Origin of the sequence: Binatus sp. (SeqCode) (assembly GCF_049584895.1) — a bacterium.
Taxonomy (GTDB): domain Bacteria; phylum Desulfobacterota; class Binatia; order Binatales; family Binataceae; genus Binatus.
The window spans coordinates 1-22,787 of the sequence record NZ_JBAUYR010000063.1 but is presented as its reverse complement, the minus strand read 5'-3'; the positions used below and the strand labels follow the sequence as shown (position 1 = coordinate 22,787).

Annotated in this window: 22 protein-coding genes and 1 pseudogene; 14 read left to right on the top strand and 9 right to left on the bottom strand. The window is 61.3% G+C overall.

What is annotated here, in order from left to right; genetic code table 11:
• Positions 1–37: 37 nt before the first annotated feature.
• Positions 38–748 carry a hypothetical protein gene (locus tag WB650_RS11760; RefSeq protein ID WP_422303038.1) on the bottom strand — a complete coding sequence of 237 codons (711 nt, stop codon included), beginning with the start codon at positions 746–748 and terminating at the stop codon, positions 38–40.
• The gene (locus WB650_RS11755; protein ID WP_422303039.1) at positions 745–2,001 is read right to left on the bottom strand and encodes a hypothetical protein; all 1,257 of its coding nucleotides are present in this window, start codon (positions 1,999–2,001) and stop codon (positions 745–747) included. The genes WB650_RS11760 and WB650_RS11755 overlap by 4 nt, the downstream gene beginning before the upstream one ends.
• Here WB650_RS11755 and WB650_RS11750 point away from each other — a divergent pair.
• The 13 genes from WB650_RS11750 to WB650_RS11690 all read left to right on the top strand — a co-directional run bounded on the left by WB650_RS11750 (position 1,979) and on the right by WB650_RS11690 (position 13,425).
• Entirely contained in the window at positions 1,979–2,227 is a 249-nt protein-coding gene (locus WB650_RS11750) for a hypothetical protein (RefSeq protein WP_422303040.1), read from the top strand. The genes WB650_RS11755 and WB650_RS11750 overlap by 23 nt on opposite strands.
• A gap of 155 nt (positions 2,228–2,382) precedes the next feature.
• Entirely contained in the window at positions 2,383–2,622 is a 240-nt protein-coding gene (gene rpmE / locus WB650_RS11745) for a 50S ribosomal protein L31 (RefSeq protein WP_422303041.1), read from the top strand.
• Between the two features lie 150 nt (positions 2,623–2,772).
• A complete protein-coding gene (gene prfA, locus WB650_RS11740; protein WP_422303042.1) occupies positions 2,773–3,834 on the top strand; it encodes a peptide chain release factor 1 in 1,062 nt (353 codons plus the stop codon).
• A 6-nt stretch (positions 3,835–3,840) separates the two neighbouring features.
• The gene (prmC, locus tag WB650_RS11735) at positions 3,841–4,710 is read left to right on the top strand and encodes a peptide chain release factor N(5)-glutamine methyltransferase (RefSeq protein WP_422303043.1); all 870 of its coding nucleotides are present in this window, start codon (positions 3,841–3,843) and stop codon (positions 4,708–4,710) included.
• Positions 4,711–4,716: 6 nt separating this feature from the next.
• Positions 4,717–5,976: a UDP-N-acetylglucosamine 1-carboxyvinyltransferase gene (murA, locus tag WB650_RS11730; RefSeq protein WP_423960577.1), complete on the top strand. Its 1,260-nt coding sequence runs from the start codon at positions 4,717–4,719 to the stop codon at positions 5,974–5,976.
• Positions 5,973–7,334 carry a histidinol dehydrogenase gene (gene hisD / locus WB650_RS11725; RefSeq protein ID WP_422303045.1) on the top strand — a complete coding sequence of 454 codons (1,362 nt, stop codon included), beginning with the start codon at positions 5,973–5,975 and terminating at the stop codon, positions 7,332–7,334. Before murA ends, hisD begins: the two co-directional genes overlap by 4 nt.
• Positions 7,303–7,971, top strand: a complete 669-nt coding sequence (gene hisB, locus WB650_RS11720) for an imidazoleglycerol-phosphate dehydratase HisB (RefSeq protein WP_422303046.1) — start codon at positions 7,303–7,305, stop codon at positions 7,969–7,971. The genes hisD and hisB overlap by 32 nt, the downstream gene beginning before the upstream one ends.
• Positions 7,972–7,976: 5 nt before the next feature.
• Positions 7,977–8,714 carry a 1-(5-phosphoribosyl)-5-[(5-phosphoribosylamino)methylideneamino]imidazole-4-carboxamide isomerase gene (hisA, locus tag WB650_RS11715; protein ID WP_422303047.1) on the top strand — a complete coding sequence of 246 codons (738 nt, stop codon included), beginning with the start codon at positions 7,977–7,979 and terminating at the stop codon, positions 8,712–8,714.
• A gap of 449 nt (positions 8,715–9,163) precedes the next feature.
• On the top strand, positions 9,164–9,334 hold the full coding sequence (locus WB650_RS11710) for a Flp family type IVb pilin (RefSeq protein WP_422301108.1): 171 nt from the start codon (positions 9,164–9,166) through the stop codon (positions 9,332–9,334).
• 103 nt (positions 9,335–9,437) lie between these two features.
• Positions 9,438–9,608, top strand: a complete 171-nt coding sequence (locus WB650_RS11705) for a Flp family type IVb pilin (protein ID WP_422301110.1) — start codon at positions 9,438–9,440, stop codon at positions 9,606–9,608.
• A 104-nt stretch (positions 9,609–9,712) separates the two neighbouring features.
• On the top strand, positions 9,713–9,883 hold the full coding sequence (locus WB650_RS11700) for a Flp family type IVb pilin (protein ID WP_422301112.1): 171 nt from the start codon (positions 9,713–9,715) through the stop codon (positions 9,881–9,883).
• Between the two features lie 159 nt (positions 9,884–10,042).
• Entirely contained in the window at positions 10,043–12,214 is a 2,172-nt protein-coding gene (locus WB650_RS11695) for an acetate--CoA ligase family protein (protein WP_422301113.1), read from the top strand.
• Between the two features lie 32 nt (positions 12,215–12,246).
• On the top strand, positions 12,247–13,425 hold the full coding sequence (locus WB650_RS11690; RefSeq protein ID WP_422301115.1) for an acyl-CoA dehydrogenase family protein: 1,179 nt from the start codon (positions 12,247–12,249) through the stop codon (positions 13,423–13,425).
• A gap of 272 nt (positions 13,426–13,697) precedes the next feature.
• Here the strand turns inward: WB650_RS11690 and WB650_RS11685 are convergent, their stop codons facing one another.
• Complete coding sequence (locus WB650_RS11685; protein WP_422301116.1) at positions 13,698–15,089, bottom strand: hypothetical protein; 1,392 nt, start codon at positions 15,087–15,089, stop codon at positions 13,698–13,700.
• Between the two features lie 52 nt (positions 15,090–15,141).
• Between WB650_RS11685 and sppA the strand changes: the two genes are divergently transcribed.
• Positions 15,142–16,959, top strand: a complete 1,818-nt coding sequence (gene sppA, locus WB650_RS11680) for a signal peptide peptidase SppA (RefSeq protein WP_423960572.1) — start codon at positions 15,142–15,144, stop codon at positions 16,957–16,959.
• An 8-nt stretch (positions 16,960–16,967) separates the two neighbouring features.
• On the opposite strand, the gene WB650_RS11675 is transcribed toward sppA, so the two are convergent.
• The 6 genes and pseudogenes from WB650_RS11675 to WB650_RS11650 all read right to left on the bottom strand — a co-directional run.
• A complete protein-coding gene (locus tag WB650_RS11675; protein WP_423960571.1) occupies positions 16,968–17,891 on the bottom strand; it encodes a DUF2333 family protein in 924 nt (307 codons plus the stop codon).
• Positions 17,892–17,917: 26 nt separating this feature from the next.
• Positions 17,918–18,727, bottom strand: a complete 810-nt coding sequence (locus tag WB650_RS11670) for an acyl-ACP desaturase (protein WP_423960569.1) — start codon at positions 18,725–18,727, stop codon at positions 17,918–17,920.
• 92 nt (positions 18,728–18,819) lie between these two features.
• Positions 18,820–20,094, bottom strand: a complete 1,275-nt coding sequence (locus WB650_RS11665) for a D-alanyl-D-alanine carboxypeptidase family protein (protein ID WP_423960567.1) — start codon at positions 20,092–20,094, stop codon at positions 18,820–18,822.
• Positions 20,095–20,200: 106 nt separating this feature from the next.
• The gene (locus tag WB650_RS11660) at positions 20,201–21,274 is read right to left on the bottom strand and encodes a GNAT family N-acetyltransferase (protein WP_423960565.1); all 1,074 of its coding nucleotides are present in this window, start codon (positions 21,272–21,274) and stop codon (positions 20,201–20,203) included.
• 194 nt (positions 21,275–21,468) lie between these two features.
• A complete protein-coding gene (gspC, locus tag WB650_RS11655) occupies positions 21,469–22,455 on the bottom strand; it encodes a type II secretion system protein GspC (RefSeq protein WP_422301128.1) in 987 nt (328 codons plus the stop codon).
• Positions 22,456–22,787 (bottom strand): annotated as a pseudogene (locus WB650_RS11650) (hypothetical protein); the annotation flags it as partial.

Sequence of the window (22,787 nt, the reverse complement as noted above, 5' to 3'; positions counted from 1 at the left end):
ATTCTAGCAGAAGCAGGTCGGTGCTGCCCGCATGCGATTAGCTGATGCCGAGGCCGAGGTCGGTGATGAAGCTCCAGTGATGCTCGTCGCTGGAGGCGTAGTTTTCCATCTTCAGCTTGATGGTCAGCTTGTAGGTGCCGTCGTCGGAAATCGCCGCGGCGGGAGGATTCTCGTACCAGATGCTCTTCTTGCACACTGCGAGCATCATCTGATCGATCCTGGCCTTGCCCGAATGTTGCTCGAGAATGAGTTCGGTGAGCTTGCCACTTTTGTCCAGGATCGCGGTGATAATGACCGCCTTGATGTCGGTGGGCAGCTTGGTTCTTGAAATTTCCTCGCTTCGTTCCGCTTCGATCAGGCTTCCATAGATGCGATCGAGAATCACTTCCGAGAAATCGCCGAACTGTGCGGCCTTGGTGTTGAGCAGGCGTACGGTGCCGGGATTGGCCTCGTTGCCAACCACGCGCGAGATGCCGGGATCGACCTGATTTGTCCGCGGCCCCGCAATAACCGCGTCAGGGCTGGAATCATGCAGCAGTCCTTCGCCGCGGGCCGGAGCCGGCTGGGCAGCGGCGAACGGATTGATGGGAGCGTCGGATACGGAAGACAGATCGCTCAGCAATTTTGGCTGCGGGCCGGCGTCCGGGGCAGCGGGCGGCGGCTTGTCATCGGCAGCACATCCGGCAGCGCAGATTGCGACTCCAAAAAGCGCCGCTGATAAAAACGGTTTCCATCGTGCACGGATCATTTGGATTTTTCCCGCCGGTTATTCTTGTCCGAATCCAAAGCGACGATTGCCGGACGCGCCTCATTGTAGTCGGCGACGAAGGCGTCGAAAAGTTCTTCGCCGAATGCGCGTTCCTCGGCGCGAACCTTGTCGTTGTGTTCCTTCGCGATCGCATCGCCGATGCGCGCGAGCAGCTCGAGCGTCGGCGAGTAATCCAGCTGGGCGGTGAAGCCGCCGGAAAAATCATAAGTGCCGTTGGGGAGCATCCGCGAGCTGAGTTTTGAACTCAGGCCACCATCGCCGGTTGCCAGCACTCGCAGAAAATCGCCGGCAACCAAATCCATCACCTGATGCACTCCGGGCGGCGCGACGAGTTGTGGAATCGCGTTCATCCGGTTCACGAAGGTACAGGTATCGGCGTCGCGGCGGTAATCGGTGGTGAATCCAATGTTGGCGAGGCCAAAGTTCATCGCGAGGCTGGTAATCTGGCCCGATGCGAGCGTGCGATAACTCCCGCGCGTGATTTCGCCGATCGCGACGCTGTCGCCTGCCGGTTGCATCGCGGCGTTGAACGGCGTCAGCAGGCCGTTGCGGATCATTATTGTGAAGTGGATGTGGCCGTGGTCGAAAGCCTCGCGCATCCAGTAGTTGCCGTGCGGGTCGAGTATGTCGGATTTCGCGACCACGGCGGGCACGACCTTCCGATAGAAGTCGTAAAGCAGCGGATATTTTTTAAGCGCGTCGAGGCGAACTTCCATATCGACGTTGAAGAGCACGATTGGACCGGCGGGCGAGTTGAATTCGTCGAGCAGGTTGCTGAACTTGAAATAGTGATCGAACTTCGCCGCAAGATGCGGCATGTTGCGATGGAAGCGGTCGAGCGCGGCGCGGTCATGATGATTGAAGTTGCCGGGCACCGAATCCCATGGCGGTTTCAGGTCGCCGTGAAACTCGCGCAGCACGTCGGCCATCGTATCGACCAGCGCGCCGAGGTCGTACGTATCGATCATTAGCTCGCCCGCCAATGTGCCGGTGACGCTCGAAACACTGTCGGGAGTGGAGTCACCGTATGGCTTGAGGCTGAACATGCCCGCAAAGCGCCCCGGTTCCTCGGGACTGCGGCATTGCGGGACCAGCGTGTAGAGATAATCGCTGTCGTCGGGACGGCCCGCGACGCAAATCTGATGCGTGCCGTCGGGCTCGTCGTGCCATGGAATCTCAGCCTTCGAATAGAGCGCGGCGGCGCGAATCATGGTCGATTGGCGCGGCGGCATCTGGTCGACGACTTTCTGGAGCGACCGACCAATTTTGGGATGGAACGAGAGTTTGCGCTGGAAGGCAAGCTGGCGATCGAAAATCTCGATCGCGCGCGACGCGCGTGCGGGACCCGGCGGCGCGAGACAGACAATCGGTGCGAAGAGCGTTCGGCTATCGGGCGCGAAGCCGGAATTTGCAGCCGTTGGCGCTGATGCGGGCTTCGGCGGCGAAGATGCGGCGTAGCTCGCAATCGCGCAGATCGTGATTATTATTGCTGCGGATGAGGTGGCGATAGCGATACGGAAAAGGCGAAATCGCAGCAGGAGTCGGCGAATTGTTTGCGATACCGTGCGGTGGTATCCTGCGATACAATAGTCAAAAGGGCTTGAGAGATTAAAATGAAACCCGGAATCCATCCTGAATACCGCCGCTGCACGGTAGTTTGTGCGTGCGGCAACACCTTCGAGACGCGCTCGACGCTGAAAGAGCTTCACGTCGAGGTCTGCTCGAAGTGCCATCCTTTTTACACTGGCACGCAGCGCCTGGTCGATACCGCGGGGCGCGTCGAACGGTTCAATCGCAAGTACGGCATCAAGAAGCCGGCCGAGAAGGCGGCGGAAACCGCTGCCGAAAAGTAGCATAGCAGCTCCCGCCGCCTGCGGTGCTCGACGCACCCGGGTGCGCGGGGGAGAATCCATCGGCACGGCCATCGCGGCCGCGCCGTTCTTTTTTCTTTTTCAGGAAAGTTCTTCGCGGATTTCTTAAAGGCCGATGATCGTGATGAGGCGATGCTCGATAAGGCAAGCGCAATAGAAGAGCGGGTTGCGGAACTCGAGCGCAAGCTCAGCGATCCGGCGACGCTCGGCAATCAGCGCGAATACGCGCGGCTGGCCAAGGAGCGATCGCAGCTTTCCGAGGCGGCGCAATGCGCGCGCGAGTACATTCGTATCGCGGACGAAATCGCGGGCCACAAATCGATCCTCGACGGCAATGACGCCGACCTGCGTGAGCTGGCAAAGGCCGAGATGCCGACGCTGCAGAAAAATCTCGAGGCGGTCGAAGAGAAGCTCAAAGAGCTGCTCACGCCGCGCGATCCCAACGACGAGAAGAACGTAATTTTAGAGATACGGGCGGGCACTGGTGGGGAGGAAGCGTCTTTGTTTGCTGGCGACTTGTATCGGATGTACACGCGATACGCCGAGCGCCACGGATTCAAGATTGAAGCGCTCAGCATGAGCGACACCGGGCTCGGCGGAATCAAGGAAGTGATCGCGCTGGTGACGGGACGGGGCGCGTACTCGCGGCTCAAGTACGAAGGCGGGGTGCATCGCGTGCAGCGGGTGCCGGAGACTGAAGGATCGGGACGCATTCATACGTCGGCGGTAACGGTCGCGGTGATGCCCGAGGCGGACGAAGTAGAGGTTAATATAAATGAGGCGAAGGACCTGCGAATCGACGTGATGCGCGCGTCGGGGCCCGGCGGGCAGAGCGTCAACACTACAGATTCGGCGGTGCGAATCACGCACATCCCGAGCGGGATGGTGATAATCCAGCGCGACGAAAAATCGCAGCATAAGAACAAGGCGAAGGCGTTAAAGATCCTGAGGGCGCGGCTGCTCGAGCAGGCGCAGTCGGAGCAGCAGGCGAAAATCGCGCAGACGCGCAAGTCGATGGTGGGGACAGGCGACCGATCGGAGCGCATCCGCACTTACAATTTCCCGCAATCACGGGTGACCGACCATCGCGTCAACGTGACGATTCATCAGCTCGACAATTTTCTCGATGGCGCTATCGATCCGGTGATCGACGCGCTGGCAGCCTACGATCGCGAGCAGTCGCTCAACGCGTAAGAGGTCATGAGAGACCTCGCGCGGATGGTGTTGGTAGCGATTGGTACCGCGTCGCGCAAGCTCGCGAACGTCGGAATTGACTCATCGCTACTCGACGCTGAATTGCTGATGGCGTCAGCAGCGGGCGTCACGCGCGAGGAAGCGATTACCGGCTCGATCGAGCTGTCAGATGAAATACTGTACAAATTCGAAACGTTCGTCGCGCGTCGTGAAAAGCGCGAGCCAACGGCGTACATCCTCGGGCACAAGGAATTTTACTCGCTCGATTTCGAAGTGACGCCCGCGGTACTGATTCCGCGGCCGGAGACGGAGTTCGTTGTCGGCGAGGCGCTGGAATATATAAAGGCCAAGCCGGTTGCGCGCGTGCTCGACATCGGCACCGGGTCAGGCGCAATCGCAATTGCGATCGCGGCAAACGCACCGAGGGCGCAGATCACGGCGGTCGATATCTCCCCCGACGCGCTTGCGGTGGCGTCGCGCAACGTCCGGCGTCATCGAGTCGAGGATCGAGTCACGCTCCGGCGTGCCGATTGCTTCGATGTTCTCGATGGCGGCGCGGCGCTCGGGACATTCGACGCAATAGTCTCGAATCCGCCTTACCTGGATGATGTGGAGATCACAGCTCTGGAGCCCGATGTACGTCACTACGAGCCGCACGTTGCTCTAAGCGGAGGGGTAGGGGGCCTGCGCGTCATCCGAAAGATATCGAGCGGCGCTGGCGCACATCTGGAAACCGGCGGCGAGTTAATCATGGAAATGGGCTTAGGCCACGCCAGTGACGTTGTAGGAATCATGGTGCACGCGGGTTTGTTAGTTCTCGATGTGATAAACGATTTCGCGGGACAGATGCGGGTCGCGAGGGCGCGGGTCAGGTAATTCAGAATGGAAAAAATGATAATTCATGGCGGTGCTCCGCTGCGCGGCACTGTCACGCTGAGCGGCAGCAAGAATGCCGCGCTGCCGATCATGATGGCGTCGTTGCTGACGTCGGAGCCGCTCGTGCTGAGCAACGTCCCGCGGCTTCGCGACGTGAAGACCGCGATGGACCTGCTGACCCAGCTCGGCGTTGCGGCGCGCTGGATCGACGACCATCGTGTCGAGCTTCACGCGGCGAAGGTTACTTCGCATGAGGCGTCGTACGAACTGGTCAAGACGATGCGCGCGTCGTTCGTCGTGCTCGGACCGCTGCTGGCGCGGACGGGACGGGCGCGCGTCTCGACTCCGGGAGGATGCGCGATTGGTGCGCGCCCGGTGAATCTGCATATCGCAGGGATTCGCGCGCTCGGCAGCAAGATCCAGTTTCGTCACGGCTATGTCGAAGCGCATGCAGAAAAGCTGACAGGCGGACGCATCTGGCTTGATTCTCCGTCGGTCGGCGCGACCGAAAATATTCTGATGGCAGCGGTTACCGCTCGCGGCCGCACTGTGATCGAAAATGCCGCGCGCGAACCAGAGGTGCAGGATCTCGCGCGAGTGCTGGTCGCGATGGGCGCGAAGATCAGCGGCGCCGGCACGCACGTGATTGAAATCGAAGGCGTTGAGCGGCTGCATGGCGCCGAGCACGAAGTGATACCGGACCGGATCGAGGCGGGATCGATGATGGCGGCGGCGGCAATCACCGGCGGCGACGTTACGATTACCAACGCACCGATCGAGCATCTCGAGGCGGTCGCGACCAAGCTGCGCGAGGCGGGCGTGACGGTCGAGGCGAACGGAAAGGGCGTGCGCATCGCGCGCAACAACGGACTCAAGCCGGTCGAGCTGCGCACGCTGCCGTATCCGGGTTTTCCGACCGACCTGCAGGCGCAGATGATGGCGATGCTGACGCAGGCCGACGGCAGCTCGGTGATCACCGAGACGATATTCGAGAACCGGTTCATGCATGCGCAGGAACTGGCGCGGATGGGCGCCGACATCCTGATGAAGGGGCCTACTGCGGTGGTGCGTGGGCCGTCGAAGCTTAGCGGCGCGCCGGTGATGGCGACCGACCTGCGTGCCAGTATGGGGTTGATAATTGCAGGGCTCGCCGCGGAACACACGACCGAGCTCAGCCGCATCTACCATCTGGATCGCGGGTACGAAGCGCTTGACGCGAAGCTCTCGAGCCTCGGCGCCCGAATCGAGCGTGCGCAAGAACAATGAAGCCCCGCGTTCTCAAGTCTGAATCACCAGAATTCAAAAAATTCCTGTCTGCGATACTCGCGCGCAGGGGTAGCGACAGCGCCGGCATCGACTCCGTGGTGTCGAAAATAATCGCCGACGTACGAAAGCGCGGCGATCGCGCGCTGATCGATCTGACGGCGAAGTTCGACCACGTGAAGCTCACCGCGAAGACGCTTCGGGTGACGCCGGCCGAACGCCAATCGGCGATCAATCGTATTCCGCCTGTGGATCGCCGCGCGCTCGAACTGGCTGCCGAGCGAATCGCGGAGTTTCATCGCCGCACGATGGAGAAATCGTTCATCTACCGCGACAAGGCCGGGATGCGGCTCGGGCAGATAGTGCAGCCGATGCGTCGCGTCGGGATTTACGTGCCGGGCGGGCTCGGCGCGTATCCGTCGTCGGTGCTGATGAATGCGATTCCCGCCAAGGTCGCAGGCGTCGCGGAAGTCGTGATGGTCTCGCCGCCGTCGTCGGAGGGGGAGAGGCTGGCGGTGCTAGCGGCCGCTGAAATTGCCGGGGTCGACGAATTCTACCGCGTCGGCGGAGCGCATGCGGTCGCGGCGCTCGCATACGGCACCGAGACCATCAAGCCGGTCGACAAGATCGTCGGTCCCGGCAACGCGTTCGTGCAGGCCGCCAAACGGATGGTCTACGGCGTCACCGATATCGACAAGATGGCCGGGCCGAGCGAAGTGCTGGTGATTGCGGACGACCGCGCGAATACCCAATGGATCGCGGCCGACCTGATCGCGCAGGCTGAGCATGGCTCCGGCGACGAGGCGGCCGTGCTCCTGACCCCGTCGGAGAGTATCGCGAATCGTGTCGCTGAGGCGGTGGAAAACTCGCTCAAGACTTTACCGCGCGCACGCCAGGTCGAGGCCGCTCTGGCGAAGCGTGGCGCGATGGTCGTCGTGAACGATCTCAACGAGGCCTTCGATCTGGCCAACCAGATTGGCCCGGAGCATCTCGAGCTCGACGTGCGCAATCCGTCACGATGGCTGCCCAAGGTCAAAGCCGCGGGCGCCGTTTTTCTCGGGCCGCTGACGCCTGCGCCGCTGGGCGACTACCTGGCGGGCCCGAATCATGTTCTGCCGACGGGCGGAGCGGCGCGTTTCGCGTCGCCCCTGGGTGCATACGATTTCCTGAAACGAACCAGTATAATCGAGGCGTCGACGGGTGCGATTGCGGAGCTCGGGCCAACGGTCGCGCACCTGGCACGGATGGAAGGGTTCGAGGGCCACGCGCGCGCAATGGAGCTGCGCAACGGTGTCGGCGATGGGAAGCCAAGGCGGGCAGGGAATCGAAATGCAAAAACACAAGGTCAGCGCGCAAAATAAAGGCAAGACCGCCAGTCCGGTTGCGCGGCTGGCGCCGGCCGAGGCGAAGCGCAGCGCCGAAGTCGAACGCAAGACGCGCGAGACTTCCGTGACCGTCGCCCTCAAGCTCGACGGCAGCGGGCGCGGCGAGGCCAAGACCGGGGTGCCGTTCCTCGATCACATGCTCGAGAGCTTCGCGCGCCATGGATTCTTCGACCTGAAGGTCGCGGCCACTGGCGATTTGCACATAGATGACCATCACACGGTCGAAGATGTCGGGATGGTAGTGGGCAGGGCGTTTCGGCAGGCTTTGGGCGACCGCGCCGGAATCAAGCGCTTCGGCGAGGCCGCTGTGCCGCTGGACGAGGCCGTCTGTACCGCGATTGTCGATATCAGCGGCCGTGCCTATCTCGGCTACAATGTGCCTATCAGCCAGGAGCGGGTGGGTAACTTCCAGACTGAGTTGGTGCACGACTTCATGAAGGCGCTGACCGACGAGGTCGGCATGAACCTGCATCTCAACCTGGTGAGCGGCCGCAACCCGCATCACATCATCGAGGCGACGTTCAAGGCGTTGGCGCGTGCGATGGACCATGCGACGGCCCGCGAGCCGCGGCTCTCTGGCGTGCTTTCGACCAAGGGCACGCTCAACAGCTAGGTCGCTTGTTCGAGAAGTTCACCGTCATTCCCGCGATTGACCTGAAGGGGGGCCAGGTCGTGCGTCTGATCCACGGCGACATGAGCAAGGCCACCATCTACGGGGCGGATCCGGACGAGACGGCGCGTCGCTTCGAGGAAGCCGGAGCGGAAGTTATCCACATAGTCGATCTCGATGGTGCTATTGCCGGAACGCCGCGAAATGTCGATGCGATCGCGCGAATTCGAGCGTCGGTGAAATGCGCAATCGACGTGAGTGGCGGCTTGCGCACAATCGAGGCCGTGCGCGCGACGTTCTTAAGCGGCGCCGACCGCGTCTCGATCGGTTCGGCCGCGCTGCTGAACCCCGAGTTGGTCCGCCAGGCCTGTGCCGAGTTCCCGGGACGAGTTTTCGGATCGCTCGATATTCGCGAAGGCAGGCTTGCCGTCAAAGGATGGGTTGAGACCAGTCAGCTCACTATCGCCGAGGCAGCAGACCGGTTCCGCACCGCGGGCGTCGCGGCCGCGATTGTTACCGACATTGCCCGCGACGGCGCGCAGGTCGGCGTCGATCCAGTTCGTATCGAAGAAATCGCCAAGGCGGTGCGAATCCCGGTGATAGCGTCCGGCGGCGTCGCGAGCCTCGACGACATTCGGGCACTCCGCAAGAGATTCGAGGCCGGCGTCGTGGGCGTGGTCGTCGGGCGAGCGCTGTACGAAGGAAATTTCGATTTGCGTGACGCGTTGGCTGCGGCGATCCGTTAAGATTATCCAATCGGCATCGCTATAGCGGCGTTATAGCTCCCCATCCTAGCTTTAAATTTCTTTTGATCCTTTGGGCACCTTATGGTCGCCCTTTGGCGCTGCACACAGTCCGTTCTATGCTCCATAGCACGACAACAAGTGCTTTGGCTTGTATTCAAGTAGATTTACGAGCACAAAACACGCTTGACTTAAGTACGACCCCTGTAGAGAATGCCGAAGCTGGGTAAAGACATGTTTGTATCGTCTCAACCAAGCGTAACCAATCAAGAGCAAATAGCGATTCAGTTTGGATGGGTTACTTAGTAGGATTTGGAATTAGCTAGTAGTAGGTGTTTATAACTAGAAGTAGAGATATCATCACAACAAGTAAAATCGTCGCAAGGCGCGGGGGTAGATGGATTCCCGCGTATGGTTGTTCGAAACACACAAACGGACGGAGGGACACGAAAATGGATCGGATTCGGAAACTGTATGTGAAGGCAGATGGATTCGCGCGGGGACAGACGATGGCTGAGTATGCGTTGATTCTCGCGGCAGTCGCGGTCGTGGTTTTCGTTGGTTACCAGACCCTGGGTACGACGATCACCACGCTGTTGGGCAGCGTAGACACCAAGCTTTAATCGGGCGCCGATCTTTGGCACAAAGCTGACTGGTAAGACCGGCGGGGGGAACGCCTCCGCCGGTAACTGGTGGACGAAACTAAAGAAATAGGAACTCATCATTATGAATAAACTCAGAAAGCTCTACGTGCAGGCCGACAGCTTTGCGCGCGGCCAGACGATGGCTGAATATGCGCTGATTCTCGCGGCGGTCGCGGTCGTAGTGTATGTCGGCTACCAGACAATGGGGACGACGCTTACCACGATGCTGGGCACGGTCGATACCAAGCTCTAATCGCATGCCGATTTTTATTACAAAGCTGACTGGTAAGACCGGCGGGGGTAAGCGCCTCCGCCGGTAACTGGTCGACGAAACTAAAGAAATGGGAGCTCATCATTATGAATACACTCAGAAAGCTCTATGTGCAGGCCGACAGCTTTGCGCGTGGCCAGACGATGGCTGAATATGCGCTGATTCTCGCGGCGGTCGCGATCGTAGTGTACGTCGGCTACCAGACCATGGGGACGACGCTTACCACGATGCTGGGCACGGTCGATAGCAGCCTTTAATCGGCAACAGACCAATCACTCAATTGCGAACCCGGTCCGGGTTGTCCTCTTTGGAGGATGCAACCCGACCGGTGGTCTCGCCTGCGACTCTCAGCAGCATCCCACCGGGGTTCCCCGACGGTTTCAATTAGTTGTCGCGCTCTGCTATACGCGACAAGCGTGGCTGATTCCATTGTTTCATCGGTAATATCGTCGGCTCGTTCGAGCGGACGGTCGGTTCTCACGGAAATCGAGAGCAAGCGAATCCTGCATTCGCTCGGCCTGCCGGTTGTGGTGCCGGAAACGGCGGCCACTGCAGACGGCGCGGTGCTAGCGGCGTCGCGGATTGGCTTACCGGTCGTGCTGAAAGTGCTGTCGCCGGACGTGAGTCACAAGAGCGACGTCGGCGGTGTCGAGCTGAATCTCGCCGACGAAACCGCGGTGCGCGACGCGTTCGAGCGAATTCGTCGTAACCTGGCCGCCAAGGCGGGCGACGCGCGCTTCGAAGGTGTCGCGGTGCAGCCGATGGCCAGGCAGGGCGTCGAGCTGATCGCCGGGACATTCCGCGACGATCGATTTGGCCCGATGGTGATGGTCGGGCTCGGCGGCGTATTCGTCGAAGTGATGAAGGATACCGCGCTGGCGCTGGCACCGATTGGCGGGCGCGAGGCGTCGGAGATGCTCGCGCGGCTCCGCGGCGCTCAGATTCTCCACGGGGTCCGCGGTCAGCCCGGCGTCGATGAGGACGCGATCGTTTCGCTCCTGGAAACAGTCTCGGGAATCGCCTGGACGCATCCGGAGATCGCCGAGATGGATCTCAATCCGGTAGTCGCGTATGAGGACGGTCTCGCGATCCTGGATGCGCGAATCGTGCTCGCCGACGCAAAGGTCTCGACGCCGAATCCGGACCCAAATCGGGCGGCGCGGCTCAAAAATCTCGAGCGCGCGTTCAACCCGCGCACGGTTGCGGTGATCGGTGACAAGCGGATGGGCGGGTATATGTGGCTGCGCGCGATGGCGCATCTCAAGGGCAAGCTCTACTCGATCCAGATCGATCCCAACGAGATACCGGGAATCGAAGCGATGGGCGTCGAGAACCGCAAGAGCCTGGCCGAAATCACGGAGCCTATCGATTACGCGGTCAGCGCGGTCCCGCGGCAAATCGCACCACGAATTTTGAAAGATTGCGTCGCCAACCACGTCGGCTCGATTGGATTTTTCACTTCAGGATTTTCGGAGACCTCCGAGGAGCTGGGAATCCGGCTGGAGTCCGAGCTGCGCGACATCGCGATCAACTCGGAAATCGCGCTGGTTGGCCCCAATTGCATGGGGCTGTACAGTCCGGGCACCGGGCTGCGCAATTTTCCCGAAGAGAAGGTCGGCGAGGCGGGCGACGTCTGCTTTATCTCGCAAAGCGGCACTCACACGATCAACTTCTGCCTGCAGGCGCCCACTCACGGCATCAACGTGAACAAGGCGGCGTCGATCGGCAACGTACTGGTGCTCGAGGCGGCTGACTATATCGATCTGATGGCGGCTGACCCGGCCACGCGCGTGATCGGGATGTATATCGAAGGCGTGCGCGACGGGCGGCGCTTCTTCGACAGCGTCCGGCATGCGGCCGAGCGTCATCCGGTCGTCATCTGGAAGGGCGGGATGACCGCAGCGGGCGCGCGCGCGACCTTCTCGCACACTGGATCGCTCGCGACGCCCGAGGCGACCTGGCGCACGGTAGTGCGGCAGAGTGGCGCGGTCGAGGTAGCCAGCCTCGACGCGATGCTCGACGCGGTCGAGCTGTTCGCGCGTGCCAAGCGTCTCGGCGGTAAGCGGATGGGCCTGGTCGCGATGACCGGCGGGCAGTCGGTGGTGATCACCGACACGTTCGCGACGGCGGGCCTCGAGATTCCCGCACTGTCGGACTCCTCATACGACGAGCTGAAAACGTTCTTCAATATAATCGGCGGCAGCTACCGTAATCCGCTCGACGCGGGTGGCACCATCGGCGCCGGGCATCATCAGGGGAATCTTGATCGCATCCTCGAAATTCTCGAACGCGACCCTGTCATCGACGCGATCGTGCTCGAGGTCGGCACGGGGCTGCGCGCCGCGCGATGGGCCACACACGAGGACGAAATCACCGGCCTGCTCGACAAGCTGGCGGATTTTGCCGGGCGCTCGACTAAGCCGTTCGCAATCGTGATGCATCCTGCGCACGTCGAGTCGATCGTCGCACGGGGCAAAGAGCTCGCGCGTGCGCGTGGGCTGGTCGTGTTCGACAGTTTCGAGCGCGCCGCTGCCGCCTTTCGCACGGCGTCGGACTACTGGGCAAATCGCGCTAGACTCGGCGATTAGACTCACCGAGCGCCGGAACTCAGGTGCTGAATATGGATCGTCTCATATCCGAACGCGCACGGCCTTATTTCGAAAAGATACAAAAGCTCGCACCGATAATTCGCGCGCATGCCGATCGGGCCGAGCGCGAGGCGCAAATCCCGCGCGAGGTAATCGCAGCGTTTCATGACGCCGGACTGTTTCGAATCCTCATTCCCCGCAACATGGGCGGCGGCGAACTAACGATTCCCGATTCGCTGCGGCTTTGCGAGGAAGTCTCGCGCATCGACGGATCGGCGGGATGGAATTTTGCGATTTGTTCGGGCAGTCCGCTGTTTGGGTATAACCTTTCGCGCGCGGCGTTCGAAAAGATTTACGGCGATCCTCTCGGCGTGAGTGCGGGATCGCTGAATCCCGCCACCACTCGAGTTGTGGCGTCGGACGGCGGATGGCGTTTCAGCGGGAAGGCCACCTATGCCAGCGCGTCGGCTCATGCGACCTACCTGATGGCGGCGGGGATGGTCTTGCGCGACGGCGCGCCGCAGATGGTCAACGGGTTCCCGGTGATGCGAGCGGGTCTGTTCCCGATCAAGCATGCGAAGATTCTCAACACCTGGGCGACCGCCGGGATGCGCGGCACCGGCAGCAACGATTGCGAGTTCGATAACGTCTTTGTCCCCGACGAATTCACCTTCGATTGGCTGAACGCGAAATCGCCATGGCAGCGCGGCCCGTTCGAGAACATTCCGCTGCAGCTGCAATTTGTCGGCGGCCTGGTATCGGTGGTGCTCGGCACTGCGCGCCACGCTCTCGATACGCTGAACGAAATCGCGCAAGCCAAAGTGCCGGCTGCAACTCGGGCGACGTTGCGCGAGCGTCCTCTCGCACAGATTCAGTACGCGCAAGCGGAAGGCCTGCTGCACGCAGCGAGCGCCTACTTCTACAGTTGCAACGATGAAATCTGGCGCAAGGGCGAGGCGGGCGAAAGTTTCAGCTTCCAGGACCGCGCGCACGCGCGGCTCGCAGTAGTAACCGCGGCGAAGCTGGCGGTGCAGGCGGTCGATCTGGTCGCAGATGCGGCCGGGATGAACTCCGCGCAAACTTCCTGTCCGATCGAGCGATGCTGGCGCGACGTGCATACCGCGACGCAACACGTCCTGATGAACACCGCCCGCTTCGAGGTAGTAGGGCGCGTGCTGTTCGGGTTGGATCCAGGCTCGCCGGTAATTTGATCCGGTTCGAATTGGTGTGATCTCTTGGAAGCGCGCTCTTTAGTGTCATCCCGAGCGTAGCCGAGGGACCCCCGAGTCTTTCAGGATGCTGGCCGACGGACCATCACCATTTCGCGATCGCGACGCAACCGAATGGCTTACGGTGAGTCCGGAAGTCAAGATTCCTAAGTGAGGTCGAACTGTTTTGCGCCGAGAAAGATCCGGGGTCCCTCGGCTACGCTCGGGATGACACAAAAAATCGGGACGTCAGAACGGAGCCGCAGGTCCGAAAGCTACCTCGGTGGTTCGAGCACCGTCATCACCGTGCCGATCGTTGCGTCGCCGTCGAGGAATGCGAGCCAGCGTCCTCGCAGCGACCAGCTCATATTGACGATGCCTTGGGCCGGACCTTCGGCTAACAGGAACGCACTGTCGTAATGAATCGAGTAGGTGACGATTTTTCGCCAGGGAATTGGCTTGCTCGGAGCGTAAATCTCCATCGCGGCTTCGTCGGCGCCGGTCGAAAACGCCATCGTGCTCTGCGCGAGCATTTCCGGCCACGTGTCGAAGCCCAGCGATTTCACGTCGATCTGAGTCAGGTCGGGTTGCGCTACCGCGACCTGCGCGGTGACCGGTTCTCGCGGACGCTCGATCGCCACCTTGAATGTGAGTTCTCGATTCCCCAGCGTCAGCGTATTGCTGCTGTTGGCGAACGCGGCTCCTCCGGTAGATACGCCCATCAGATGTTCGGCACCGGTCGGGATGTTGTACTTGAATACGCCAACCGTGTGGCCCGTGGGGTCGGGCGCGACGTAGAGGAATGAGCCTTCGTCGTTCTTGTCCCAATCGAGCACGTGGATCGGCTGGCGCAGGTGAAATCGCGTGCAGGTCGCGGCGCGTCGATCCACTATGACCGGCGGAGCGCCCGCATCGCCCTGGCCGACCGCGTAAACGCCGTGCGCGCTCCAACTCAGCGCAGACATCGGGCACGACAACTTCAGCGGTAAGACGGAACCGGCGCCGGTGATCACGATCACTTGCAATCCGTCCGCGCGAGTAGGCGGCGGCTCGACGTCCGCCTGATCCGGATCGGATTTCGGCGCCTCCTCACTGGCGCCGGTCTCTTCGGGCGGCTCGGGATGCTGCCGGAGTGCGAGCGCGATGGTCGCGTCATTCAGCCAGCTCATCGAGATCGAATCGTACCGGCCATTGAAGTTCGCGATCACGTTGCCGGGCCCGGTCGCGATCAGGTCACGAATGATCACGTCGACTCGATCGGCGCCCGGCGCGACCATCGCGGTCGCCAGCGTCAGCCCGTTGGGACTCACTACCAGGTCGGCGATCGTTCCTGTCTCGGCGGCAGCGGGTCCAGTCTCCGCCGCGAGTATCCTGCCTGTGCGCCACGCGGCGCCTCCGAGGCCGTACATGATCGTGTGTCCGCCCTGCGTCCCGACGACGCCGATCTCCTCGCCGTTCTCCATCCACATCGGCGGGCGTGACGGAATCGGCGCGAACCCACTCGGCATCGCGACATTGGTCAGCACCTTGATACCGGTGGTGACCGCAAGCGTGGTCGACCGCGCCACAAACGGCGGCGGCTCGGGCTTGGGCGCAGGCGCAGTCGAACATGACGCGAAGGCCACGGCGCTGAGGGCGAGAATCAGGATGAGGACAGACCTGGGCATCAGAAAGCGGTAGTCTATTTGGACCGCTCAAAAAAGGCGACCAATTTAGACCATGAAGAATCCGTTCACCGATCGATTGTGGATAAGCCGCGAGGTTCGGCTCGGGATTGTTGTTGCGATTTTGTTTGTCGTCGGCGCGATTGGACTCGCCTTCGGCCATTGGAGGGTGGGAATCACCGCCATCGGAATCGGGATCGCATTGGTGGCGGCCTTCTATTTCGCTGTCGTCAGACCGGCGCAGATACCTCACGACGCCGTCCTGGTGATTCGGCTCGCGGGTGCGATCGAGGAGGACGTTACGCGCTCGCCACTCGATCAGATCATGCGGCGCGGAGCGAATAGCCTCGACCATCTCCGCTATGCGTTCGATTCGGCGGCGATCGACAACGACGTGCGCGCGATCATCGTCGAGATCGCGAGCTTCGGCGCCGGGCTTGCGACCGCGCACGAGATCCATCGCCTGATGCGCGCGGCGCAAGCCGGTGGCAAGCGGGTGATCGCGCTGCTGCGAGGCGATGACGCCGGCCTTCGCGAGTACCTGGTCGCATCGGGGGCGGGCGAGATCGTCGCCAATCCTGACACGATGCTCACGATGCTCGGGGTCGCGACCGGCGGCGTGTTCCTCAAGAACGCGCTGGACAAACTCAAGATCCAGGCGCAGACCCTGCAATGGAAGGAGTACAAGGGCGCCGCCGAGACTCTCGGCCGTGAGACTATGTCGCCGGCGGTGCGCGAGAGCATGGAGGCGATCGTCGCGGACTGGGAGAAAATCCTGATCGAGGTGATCGCGTCGGCGCGCCAACTCTCTCCCGAAAAAGCGCGCGAGCTGATTGCGGCGGGATTCGTCAGCGCAAAGTTCGCGGTCGAAAATAAACTGATCGATCGCGAAGGCTATATCGAGGACCTCCGCACTGAATTCGATCCCGAGTCCAAGCGCAAAGTGTTTATCAATCTCGCCCGCTACCGGCGGCACGCAATCTTCAACCGCGAGCGTGGACGGCGCGCGCGAATCGCCCTGGTGCATGCGAGCGGACCGGTGGTTTCGGGCGAGGCGCCTGCGACCGGCGAATATATCAGCGGCGTCGCGACGGCGTCGCAAATCGATCGCGCGTCGCGTGACGAGCGCGTCAAGGCAATCGTGTTTCGCGTGAATTCACCGGGCGGCTCTGCCGTCGGCTCCGACCTGGTATGGCGCGCGGTGCGCGAGGCGCAGGGGCGCGGCAAGCCCGTGGTTGTCTCGATGGGCGATGTGGCGGGATCGGGTGGTTACTACGTCGCGGCGGGCGCTGACGCGATCGTCGCGGAACCGGCGACGATCACCGGCTCCATCGGAGTCGTGTACGCGAAGTTCAATCTCGGCAATCTGCTCAGCGAGCTGGGCGTCCATTTCGATTTCGTGAAGAGTGCGCCGATCAGCGACGCGATGTCGATGGCGCGCGCGATGACCGACGCCGAGCTCGCGCAGCTCAACGAAACCGTCGGGCATCTTTACACGACCTTCACCGCGAAGGTCGCAGAAGGCCGGCATCTCAGCCCCGAGCAGGCCGAAGCTGTCGCCAAGGGGCGTATCTGGAGCGGTCTGGCGGCGAAGGAGCGCGGCCTCGTCGACGAAGTCGGCGGACTCTCGACCGCGGTGGCAATCGCGCGCGATCGCGCGCACATCGCCAAGGATCGACGCCATGAGCTCATAACCTATCGCGCCGAGCGTCGATGGCTGGATTTTCGCGGCAGCAGTGCCGACGTCTCGACGCCGTGGACGATTCGCGCAGCCGCCGCGACCCTCGGCATCCCAAGCCGCTGGGCCCCCGCGATGCTCGAACTGCTAATCTGCGGCGGCGTGATGCTGCTGTGTCCGTTTATCGAGCTGTAACGGCGCGGCTAGAGCGGGGAGCGTTCGAGTTCTTCGCGGATTGAGTACATCTTCTGGCGCGCTTCGGTGATGTACGCGTCGAGGTTGCGGCGATGATTCGCGAAGAGCCCGTCGGGCGAGCCGTCCATCACGATTAGCGGTTTCATCACGGCGGCCTTGCCGAGCGCGTCGATCGAATCGTCGAACAGCGTCTTCAGGACCGGGTCGTCTTTGATCTGCCCCGCGTATTCGCGCTCGAGCGCCTGCATCATGTGGTACATCACGTGCGCGTAACCCTGCGAGTGATAGAAATAATGGTCGCAGTCCCAGCTATGAACCGGGCTACCGTCGTCCTTGGTGCTCCGGTACAGATTCGCGTGCGCGTCGCCGAGGAGGTCGGTCCACGTCTGGATCAATCGGACCAGCTCGACCGCCCGCGTGTTGAGCTCGCGCGACGACGGCGGTGTGGTGTGCAACCCGGCGACATACATTCGCAGATGCTGGATGCCGTCGTCGTACTTGCCCTCGGGCGACGGCAGGATCCACTTCTCGGCATCGTTGCGAAAATCAGTATCGGCGATCACCAGATTCGGATCGTACTGATTCGAGGAAACCTTGGTCAGATGATCCTTGAACACTCGGGTGGTCTCGCGGATGGCTTGGATGATCCCGAGCTGCCGATCGGAATTATTATCGGCCGCGACTTTCGGCCCCCACAGGAAGAAATCGTTTGGACGCCATCCGAAGCCGGTGTGAAGCTCGTGGTCCATGATCGCGGCCAACGTCGACGCATAGATCTCGCCGGGCGAGAATGGTTTGTCGAGCGGAAACTGCGCGTTGATGTCGTAGGGGAGAATGTCGTGATGCTTCAGGCCGAAGTGAAGCGCCAGGTTGCCGCAGATCCAGATCAGAAGGAGGGCCGCAGCCCCGTACAGGAGTCGGTTCCGGTTCATTACCGGACGGAACTATAACACGATCGCTAGGAAGCCGCGCGCAGTGGAACTACTGCGGCAGTGGCGCTCTTGAGCTCGTCGCGGCTGGTGCCCAACTGCTTGAGCAACGGGAACACTGCACGCGTCAGGAACAGGCGCGGAGTGATCCCGCCGCCACCGATTCGGAGGTTCTCGTGATAGTCCGGAATCAGGCCGTCGCCCGGCATCTTGAAGTTCGCGATCACGAGCGCGAGGTCCGACAGCGTGCCGGCGCGGTCCTCGGACATGTCGATCTCGATCATCGAGCGGTAGAAGCCTGCGTGCGCGGCCTCGTCGCGGCTGACGAGGAAGAAGATCGCTTCGAGGGTCGGATCGTGCTCGACCTCGGCGCGATCTTTTTGCGCGCGATACGCGAGATAGGTCGCAGATTCCTGCAGCGCTCCGTAGCAGCTCATCTGGCGGCGCGTCTTGAATGGAGCTTTCCATCGGCGCGAGAACACGTCCGACTCGAGTTTGTCGAATTGCTCCTGCGTGCGCAGACCGGAGCGAATCAGATATTCGCGGAACACCAGGCCGTGGCGCGATTCCTCGTAGCTCCACGCGTTCTGAAACCATGCGAGCCCGAACACGCCGCGTAACAACTCGTTACCGGCTTCGGTGTAATCCGGCAGGAACATCTCTTCGGCGCAGTACGTCTCGATCCGAATCGCGCGCTCCTCGGTGTTAGCGCTCGCGGAAAGTTTATCCCACGGAATATCCTCGAAGAGATTCCAGCGGCGCTTGCGCTCCGCGGTTTCGAAGAAATCCATGTACGCGCGGTAAAATTTATCTTTCGCAGTCATCAGACGTGCAGTCATTCTGACGGGAACAACCGCCTGAAGAGTAACACGCCGGTCGGTCGAAACCTAATCTGAAATGTTCTTCGTGCGACAAATCGAAATAATGTTGGTCAGAAAATACTTAATAAACGTTTAGTTAACGAGGCGCTTTTGGCGACGTCGGAAGGCGCCAGCAATGCGATCGAGGCGACCGGTTTGCCGCCTTCGGTCACATTTGCAGTTCCTATCTGCTGACCCGCTTTCAGCGGCGCTGCGATCGACGATGGCAAATTGTAGTCGACTTTGATCGCGTTCTTCTCGTCGCCACGCTTTACGAAAACTCCAGCGTCACCACCCCAAACAGGCTTGATGCTGTTGGTATCGGCGTCAGTTATCGCGACAGATTGCGCGATTGGCGCGCCTTTCCTCGCGACCGGATGCATCTCGTAGTTGAGAAATCCCTGCGACAGCATCTCGGATGCTTCCTTGAAATTGGTCAGCTTGTGCTGACTCCCGAGCACGACTGCGATGAGCCTCAGGTCGTTGCGTTTTGCAGTGGCGACCACGTTGAACCCGGCCTTGTCGTAGAAGCCGGTCTTGAGGCCGTCGCATCCGGGATACGTCCGCACAAGGTGATTGGTGTTGCGCAGAATGAACGTTCCCGCGCGAAACGGCGCAGTGTCGATCGACGCCCATCGAATCACGTCGGGATATTTCAGCAGCTCGCGCGCGAGAATCGCCTGGTCGTAAGCGCTCGCGACATCAGGCGGCTGTCCCTTCGCCGGCGGCAGGCCGTGAACCGAATAGTAGTGCGAGTCCTTCATCCCGATCGCGGCCGCTTGCTGGTTCATCATTACCACGAATGCTTCCGTCGAGCCCCCGATATACTCCGCGACCGCGACCGACGCGTCGTTGGCCGAATGCACCACGACCGCCTTCATCATGTCGTCGAGCGAGAACGTCTCGCCTTCCTTGAGATACACCTGCGAACCGCCCATCTCAGATGCTTTGGCCGAGGTGGTGATGTTGTCGGTCAGCTTCAGCGATCCGTCGTGGATTTTCTCGGCGACGATCAGCATCAGCATCATCTTCGCGAGCGACGCGGTCGGCCACGGCTGGTGAGCATTGGGCGATTCGAAGATGACGGTCCCCGTCGTAGGTTCGAGCACGCAGGCTTCGGAATAAGCGCCGAGCGCAGTGCTCGAAGTGCTGGCGTTGCTCTCCTCATCGGTCGCCTCAGCCGCCGCGGCCGCATGATGTCGTCGCGCCGCTAACGCCGACTGCGACGAAAGCAGCGCGGCGATCACTATCGTCAAAACGATAAATCCAAATTTTCGGATGGTGACAGCAGTGGCGCGGGCCGCCGTGCCCGCGGCCGACTCGCCAGATGACGACAGAACCTTCATCGCATCCACCTCCCGCAACACATCAGAACAACGAAAGGATACTAGCCAACAACTCGCCCTGCGGCGAGAGACATGCGCTACGCGCGTATAACAATTGTTTAAAAATCTAGAAACGATCGGCGGTCCAGAAGACGGATCGCGAATCGGCGAAGATTTCGAAGGCGTGACTCGACGCGGCTTCCGCCGTCATCCCAAATCGTCGCGCGAGTTTATCGGGCGCGAGCACTCGCCACATGTAGTTGTTGTCGAGGTGATGCGCGACGGGGCATCCGGCGTCGCCCAGCGCGTTTTCCAGTGCGGGATCGTGCGCAGTATGCGTCACGATCACGCTCGGGTCGTCCGGCTTCGATGCGCTGTGGAGCAGGGCGGCCCGCCGATGATCCCCGGTTCGTCGAACAGTGACGGGGGCACCGGCCGCCGACTCGCCGAGGTACTTGAAGGTCGCGAGCATCGCGTCGATCCCGATGCGGTCGGGCAAGTAGCCGAACTCCATCACCATCGAGACGCCGTGAAAGCGCGTCACCCGGGCGTACGCCGCGACTTGCGAGCCGTCGCGGCACACGACGAAATACTCCTCGGAGCCTTCGCCGGGATGAAGCGGCTGATTGCCCGCAAATTTGAGATTCGCACGCCACGCGGAGTCGTCGCGAACCGCGGTGACATTGAAGCGGCCGCTGTACCCTCGATGAATCGCGGCAATCTCGGCAAGATCGCGTTCGGTTTCGAACGAATCGATGACGAAACGATCCGGCACGTTAAGCCCCGCCGCGGCCGCCAAAATACTGAACTTGCGATCGACCTCGCGCCATCCGAACTGGTTGTAAAAAGTGAGCCGCTCCGCGAACAGCAGCGATACTTCGAAGCCCTCGCGAATCATCGTATCGACACTGAGCCGCATGAGCGCCGACGCGACCCGCTTGTGCCGATACTCCTTGAGCGTGAACACAGACCCGATGCCGCCCATCGGCACCGTTTGCCCATCGAGATTGATGGCCCGATCGAAAATCTGAACAGTCGAAACGAGCCGCCCGCCATCGCGCGCAACGAGGCAGAGCGCATCGCGAAAAGTAGGATCGTTCTGATTGTACCGCGCGAAAAACTCGCCGCGATCGTCATACCAATGCCCCAGCAGCTCGAGCACCTCATCCCGCTCGCTATGATGCGCCGATCGAACTTCCATAAATTTGGTTTGTAACGTAGTTCAGCGAGTGCCGCTATAGGAGCCGATTGCAACGGACCCGCCCAGTTGAGAGACGATGGCGAACGCGAGCAAAGTTGAAGTGTCGATGGGAACGCGCTAGCGCGAGATCCTTCGCTTCGCTCAGGATGACACAAAGAAGCGATGGGGGCTTGGAGACGTAGTAAATCGTGCGGTTATCGCAGATCGAGATGAACTGACGTCGGGGTGCCGCCGCGATTTACCGTTAGGTCGATCGCTGACGCCGTCTTCACCGCCTGGATCAGGCTCATCGCCTGCATTGGGTTGGTGACGGGCTGGCCGTCGATCGAGGTCAACAGGTCGCCGTCCTGGAGGCCGAGTTGTTGGAAGACTGAGCCTGGCGCCACCTGCGAGATCGAGAAGCCGTCGGTCTTGCCGTTGACGAAATGGGGCAGCGCGCGCATCTGCGAGAAAAACTGCGCGGGATTTTCCATCGTCTGCTGAACCTCGGCGCGGCTGACTTCGAATTTTCCCGGGCCAAGTTTCTTCAGCTCGATCTTGCTGCTGTTGTCGTCGCTATCGTCGTTGTCGTCGCTGTCGCCCGCCGCGGCAGGTGTGCGACCGAGCCTTTGCAGCCTGTGCCGCATCGCGGACGGGAGGCCCCTGAGCAGAGGCCCGCGGATAGCGCCAGGGCCGGCAGGCCCACTGCCCAACTGCGACGGCGGCACCGAGGGAAGATCCGACGTCGGAATCTCGATTGCGACGCGATGCCCGCCGCGGTCGATGATCGCGCGGTCGGTCTCGACGCTCACCAGCTTGCCCGCGTCCGGGATGTCTTCTCCCACCTGGTAGAGCGTTTCGTTGCCGGCCGGGTCTTCGATTATCGCGTACGGCTTCGCCTTGCTCAGCAGCGAGGTTCCGATAAGTTTGATATTCAGATCCGCCTCGACTACCGGCGCGGGCCCGGTGTCCTGCGGAGTTTCGTTGAAGATGTCGCGCTTGACGATCAGATCGTAGTACGGGCGGGTCCGCATGCCGTTGGAAGCAATTCGCGCGAACGATGTGGTCGAGGCCAGGTCGGGTTCATTGGAAACGCTGCGCACAATAATGTCGCGCACGCACATCGCCGAGACGATCGCCAGCATCGCGATCAGCACGAAGTTCAGGATCGTGACGTGAATCTGTGAAAATCTCAGCTGCATTTACAGGATCGGCTCAGCCCCGTACGCGCACCCTTTCACTAGACGGCCAACATCGTAATTCCATTCACCCTTCCATCGGCTGATCACCAGACTCGCCTGGCTGTGGCCGCTGCGCACCAGGTCCATCAGTCGAAGCAGGTAGATGCTCTCATCCTGGCCGCTTTTGTTCAACGTCCGCTGGCGCTCGAGCCCCCTGGCCGCTATCTGCATCAGCTCGTAGCCTAGCTCCTGAAGTTTAATTTTTCCCGCGCGGGCGTCAAGCCCCTGCTTATGCGCGGCGTCGGTGATTTCGAGCCGCTCGCGATAGCTCCAGCGCTTGACCAGGTCCCATG

What these genes read in the sequence shown, in the direction of transcription:
- WB650_RS11760 (WP_422303038.1), bottom strand. Translation starts at nt 748, where the DNA reads ATGATCCGTGCACGATGGAAACCGTTTTTATCAGCGGCGCTTTTTGGA.
- WB650_RS11750 (WP_422303040.1), top strand. Translation starts at nt 1,979, where the DNA reads ATGGTCGATTGGCGCGGCGGCATCTGGTCGACGACTTTCTGGAGCGAC.
- WB650_RS11755 (WP_422303039.1), bottom strand. Translation starts at nt 2,001, where the DNA reads ATGCCGCCGCGCCAATCGACCATGATTCGCGCCGCCGCGCTCTATTCG.
- rpmE (WP_422303041.1), top strand. Translation starts at nt 2,383, where the DNA reads ATGAAACCCGGAATCCATCCTGAATACCGCCGCTGCACGGTAGTTTGT.
- prfA (WP_422303042.1), top strand. Translation starts at nt 2,773, where the DNA reads ATGCTCGATAAGGCAAGCGCAATAGAAGAGCGGGTTGCGGAACTCGAG.
- prmC (WP_422303043.1), top strand. Translation starts at nt 3,841, where the DNA reads ATGAGAGACCTCGCGCGGATGGTGTTGGTAGCGATTGGTACCGCGTCG.
- murA (WP_423960577.1), top strand. Translation starts at nt 4,717, where the DNA reads ATGGAAAAAATGATAATTCATGGCGGTGCTCCGCTGCGCGGCACTGTC.
- hisD (WP_422303045.1), top strand. Translation starts at nt 5,973, where the DNA reads ATGAAGCCCCGCGTTCTCAAGTCTGAATCACCAGAATTCAAAAAATTC.
- hisB (WP_422303046.1), top strand. Translation starts at nt 7,303, where the DNA reads ATGCAAAAACACAAGGTCAGCGCGCAAAATAAAGGCAAGACCGCCAGT.
- WB650_RS11710 (WP_422301108.1), top strand. Translation starts at nt 9,164, where the DNA reads ATGGATCGGATTCGGAAACTGTATGTGAAGGCAGATGGATTCGCGCGG.
- WB650_RS11705 (WP_422301110.1), top strand. Translation starts at nt 9,438, where the DNA reads ATGAATAAACTCAGAAAGCTCTACGTGCAGGCCGACAGCTTTGCGCGC.
- WB650_RS11700 (WP_422301112.1), top strand. Translation starts at nt 9,713, where the DNA reads ATGAATACACTCAGAAAGCTCTATGTGCAGGCCGACAGCTTTGCGCGT.
- WB650_RS11690 (WP_422301115.1), top strand. Translation starts at nt 12,247, where the DNA reads ATGGATCGTCTCATATCCGAACGCGCACGGCCTTATTTCGAAAAGATA.
- WB650_RS11685 (WP_422301116.1), bottom strand. Translation starts at nt 15,089, where the DNA reads ATGCCCAGGTCTGTCCTCATCCTGATTCTCGCCCTCAGCGCCGTGGCC.
- sppA (WP_423960572.1), top strand. Translation starts at nt 15,142, where the DNA reads ATGAAGAATCCGTTCACCGATCGATTGTGGATAAGCCGCGAGGTTCGG.
- WB650_RS11675 (WP_423960571.1), bottom strand. Translation starts at nt 17,891, where the DNA reads ATGAACCGGAACCGACTCCTGTACGGGGCTGCGGCCCTCCTTCTGATC.
- WB650_RS11670 (WP_423960569.1), bottom strand. Translation starts at nt 18,727, where the DNA reads ATGACTGCACGTCTGATGACTGCGAAAGATAAATTTTACCGCGCGTAC.
- WB650_RS11665 (WP_423960567.1), bottom strand. Translation starts at nt 20,094, where the DNA reads ATGAAGGTTCTGTCGTCATCTGGCGAGTCGGCCGCGGGCACGGCGGCC.
- WB650_RS11660 (WP_423960565.1), bottom strand. Translation starts at nt 21,274, where the DNA reads ATGGAAGTTCGATCGGCGCATCATAGCGAGCGGGATGAGGTGCTCGAG.
- gspC (WP_422301128.1), bottom strand. Translation starts at nt 22,455, where the DNA reads ATGCAGCTGAGATTTTCACAGATTCACGTCACGATCCTGAACTTCGTG.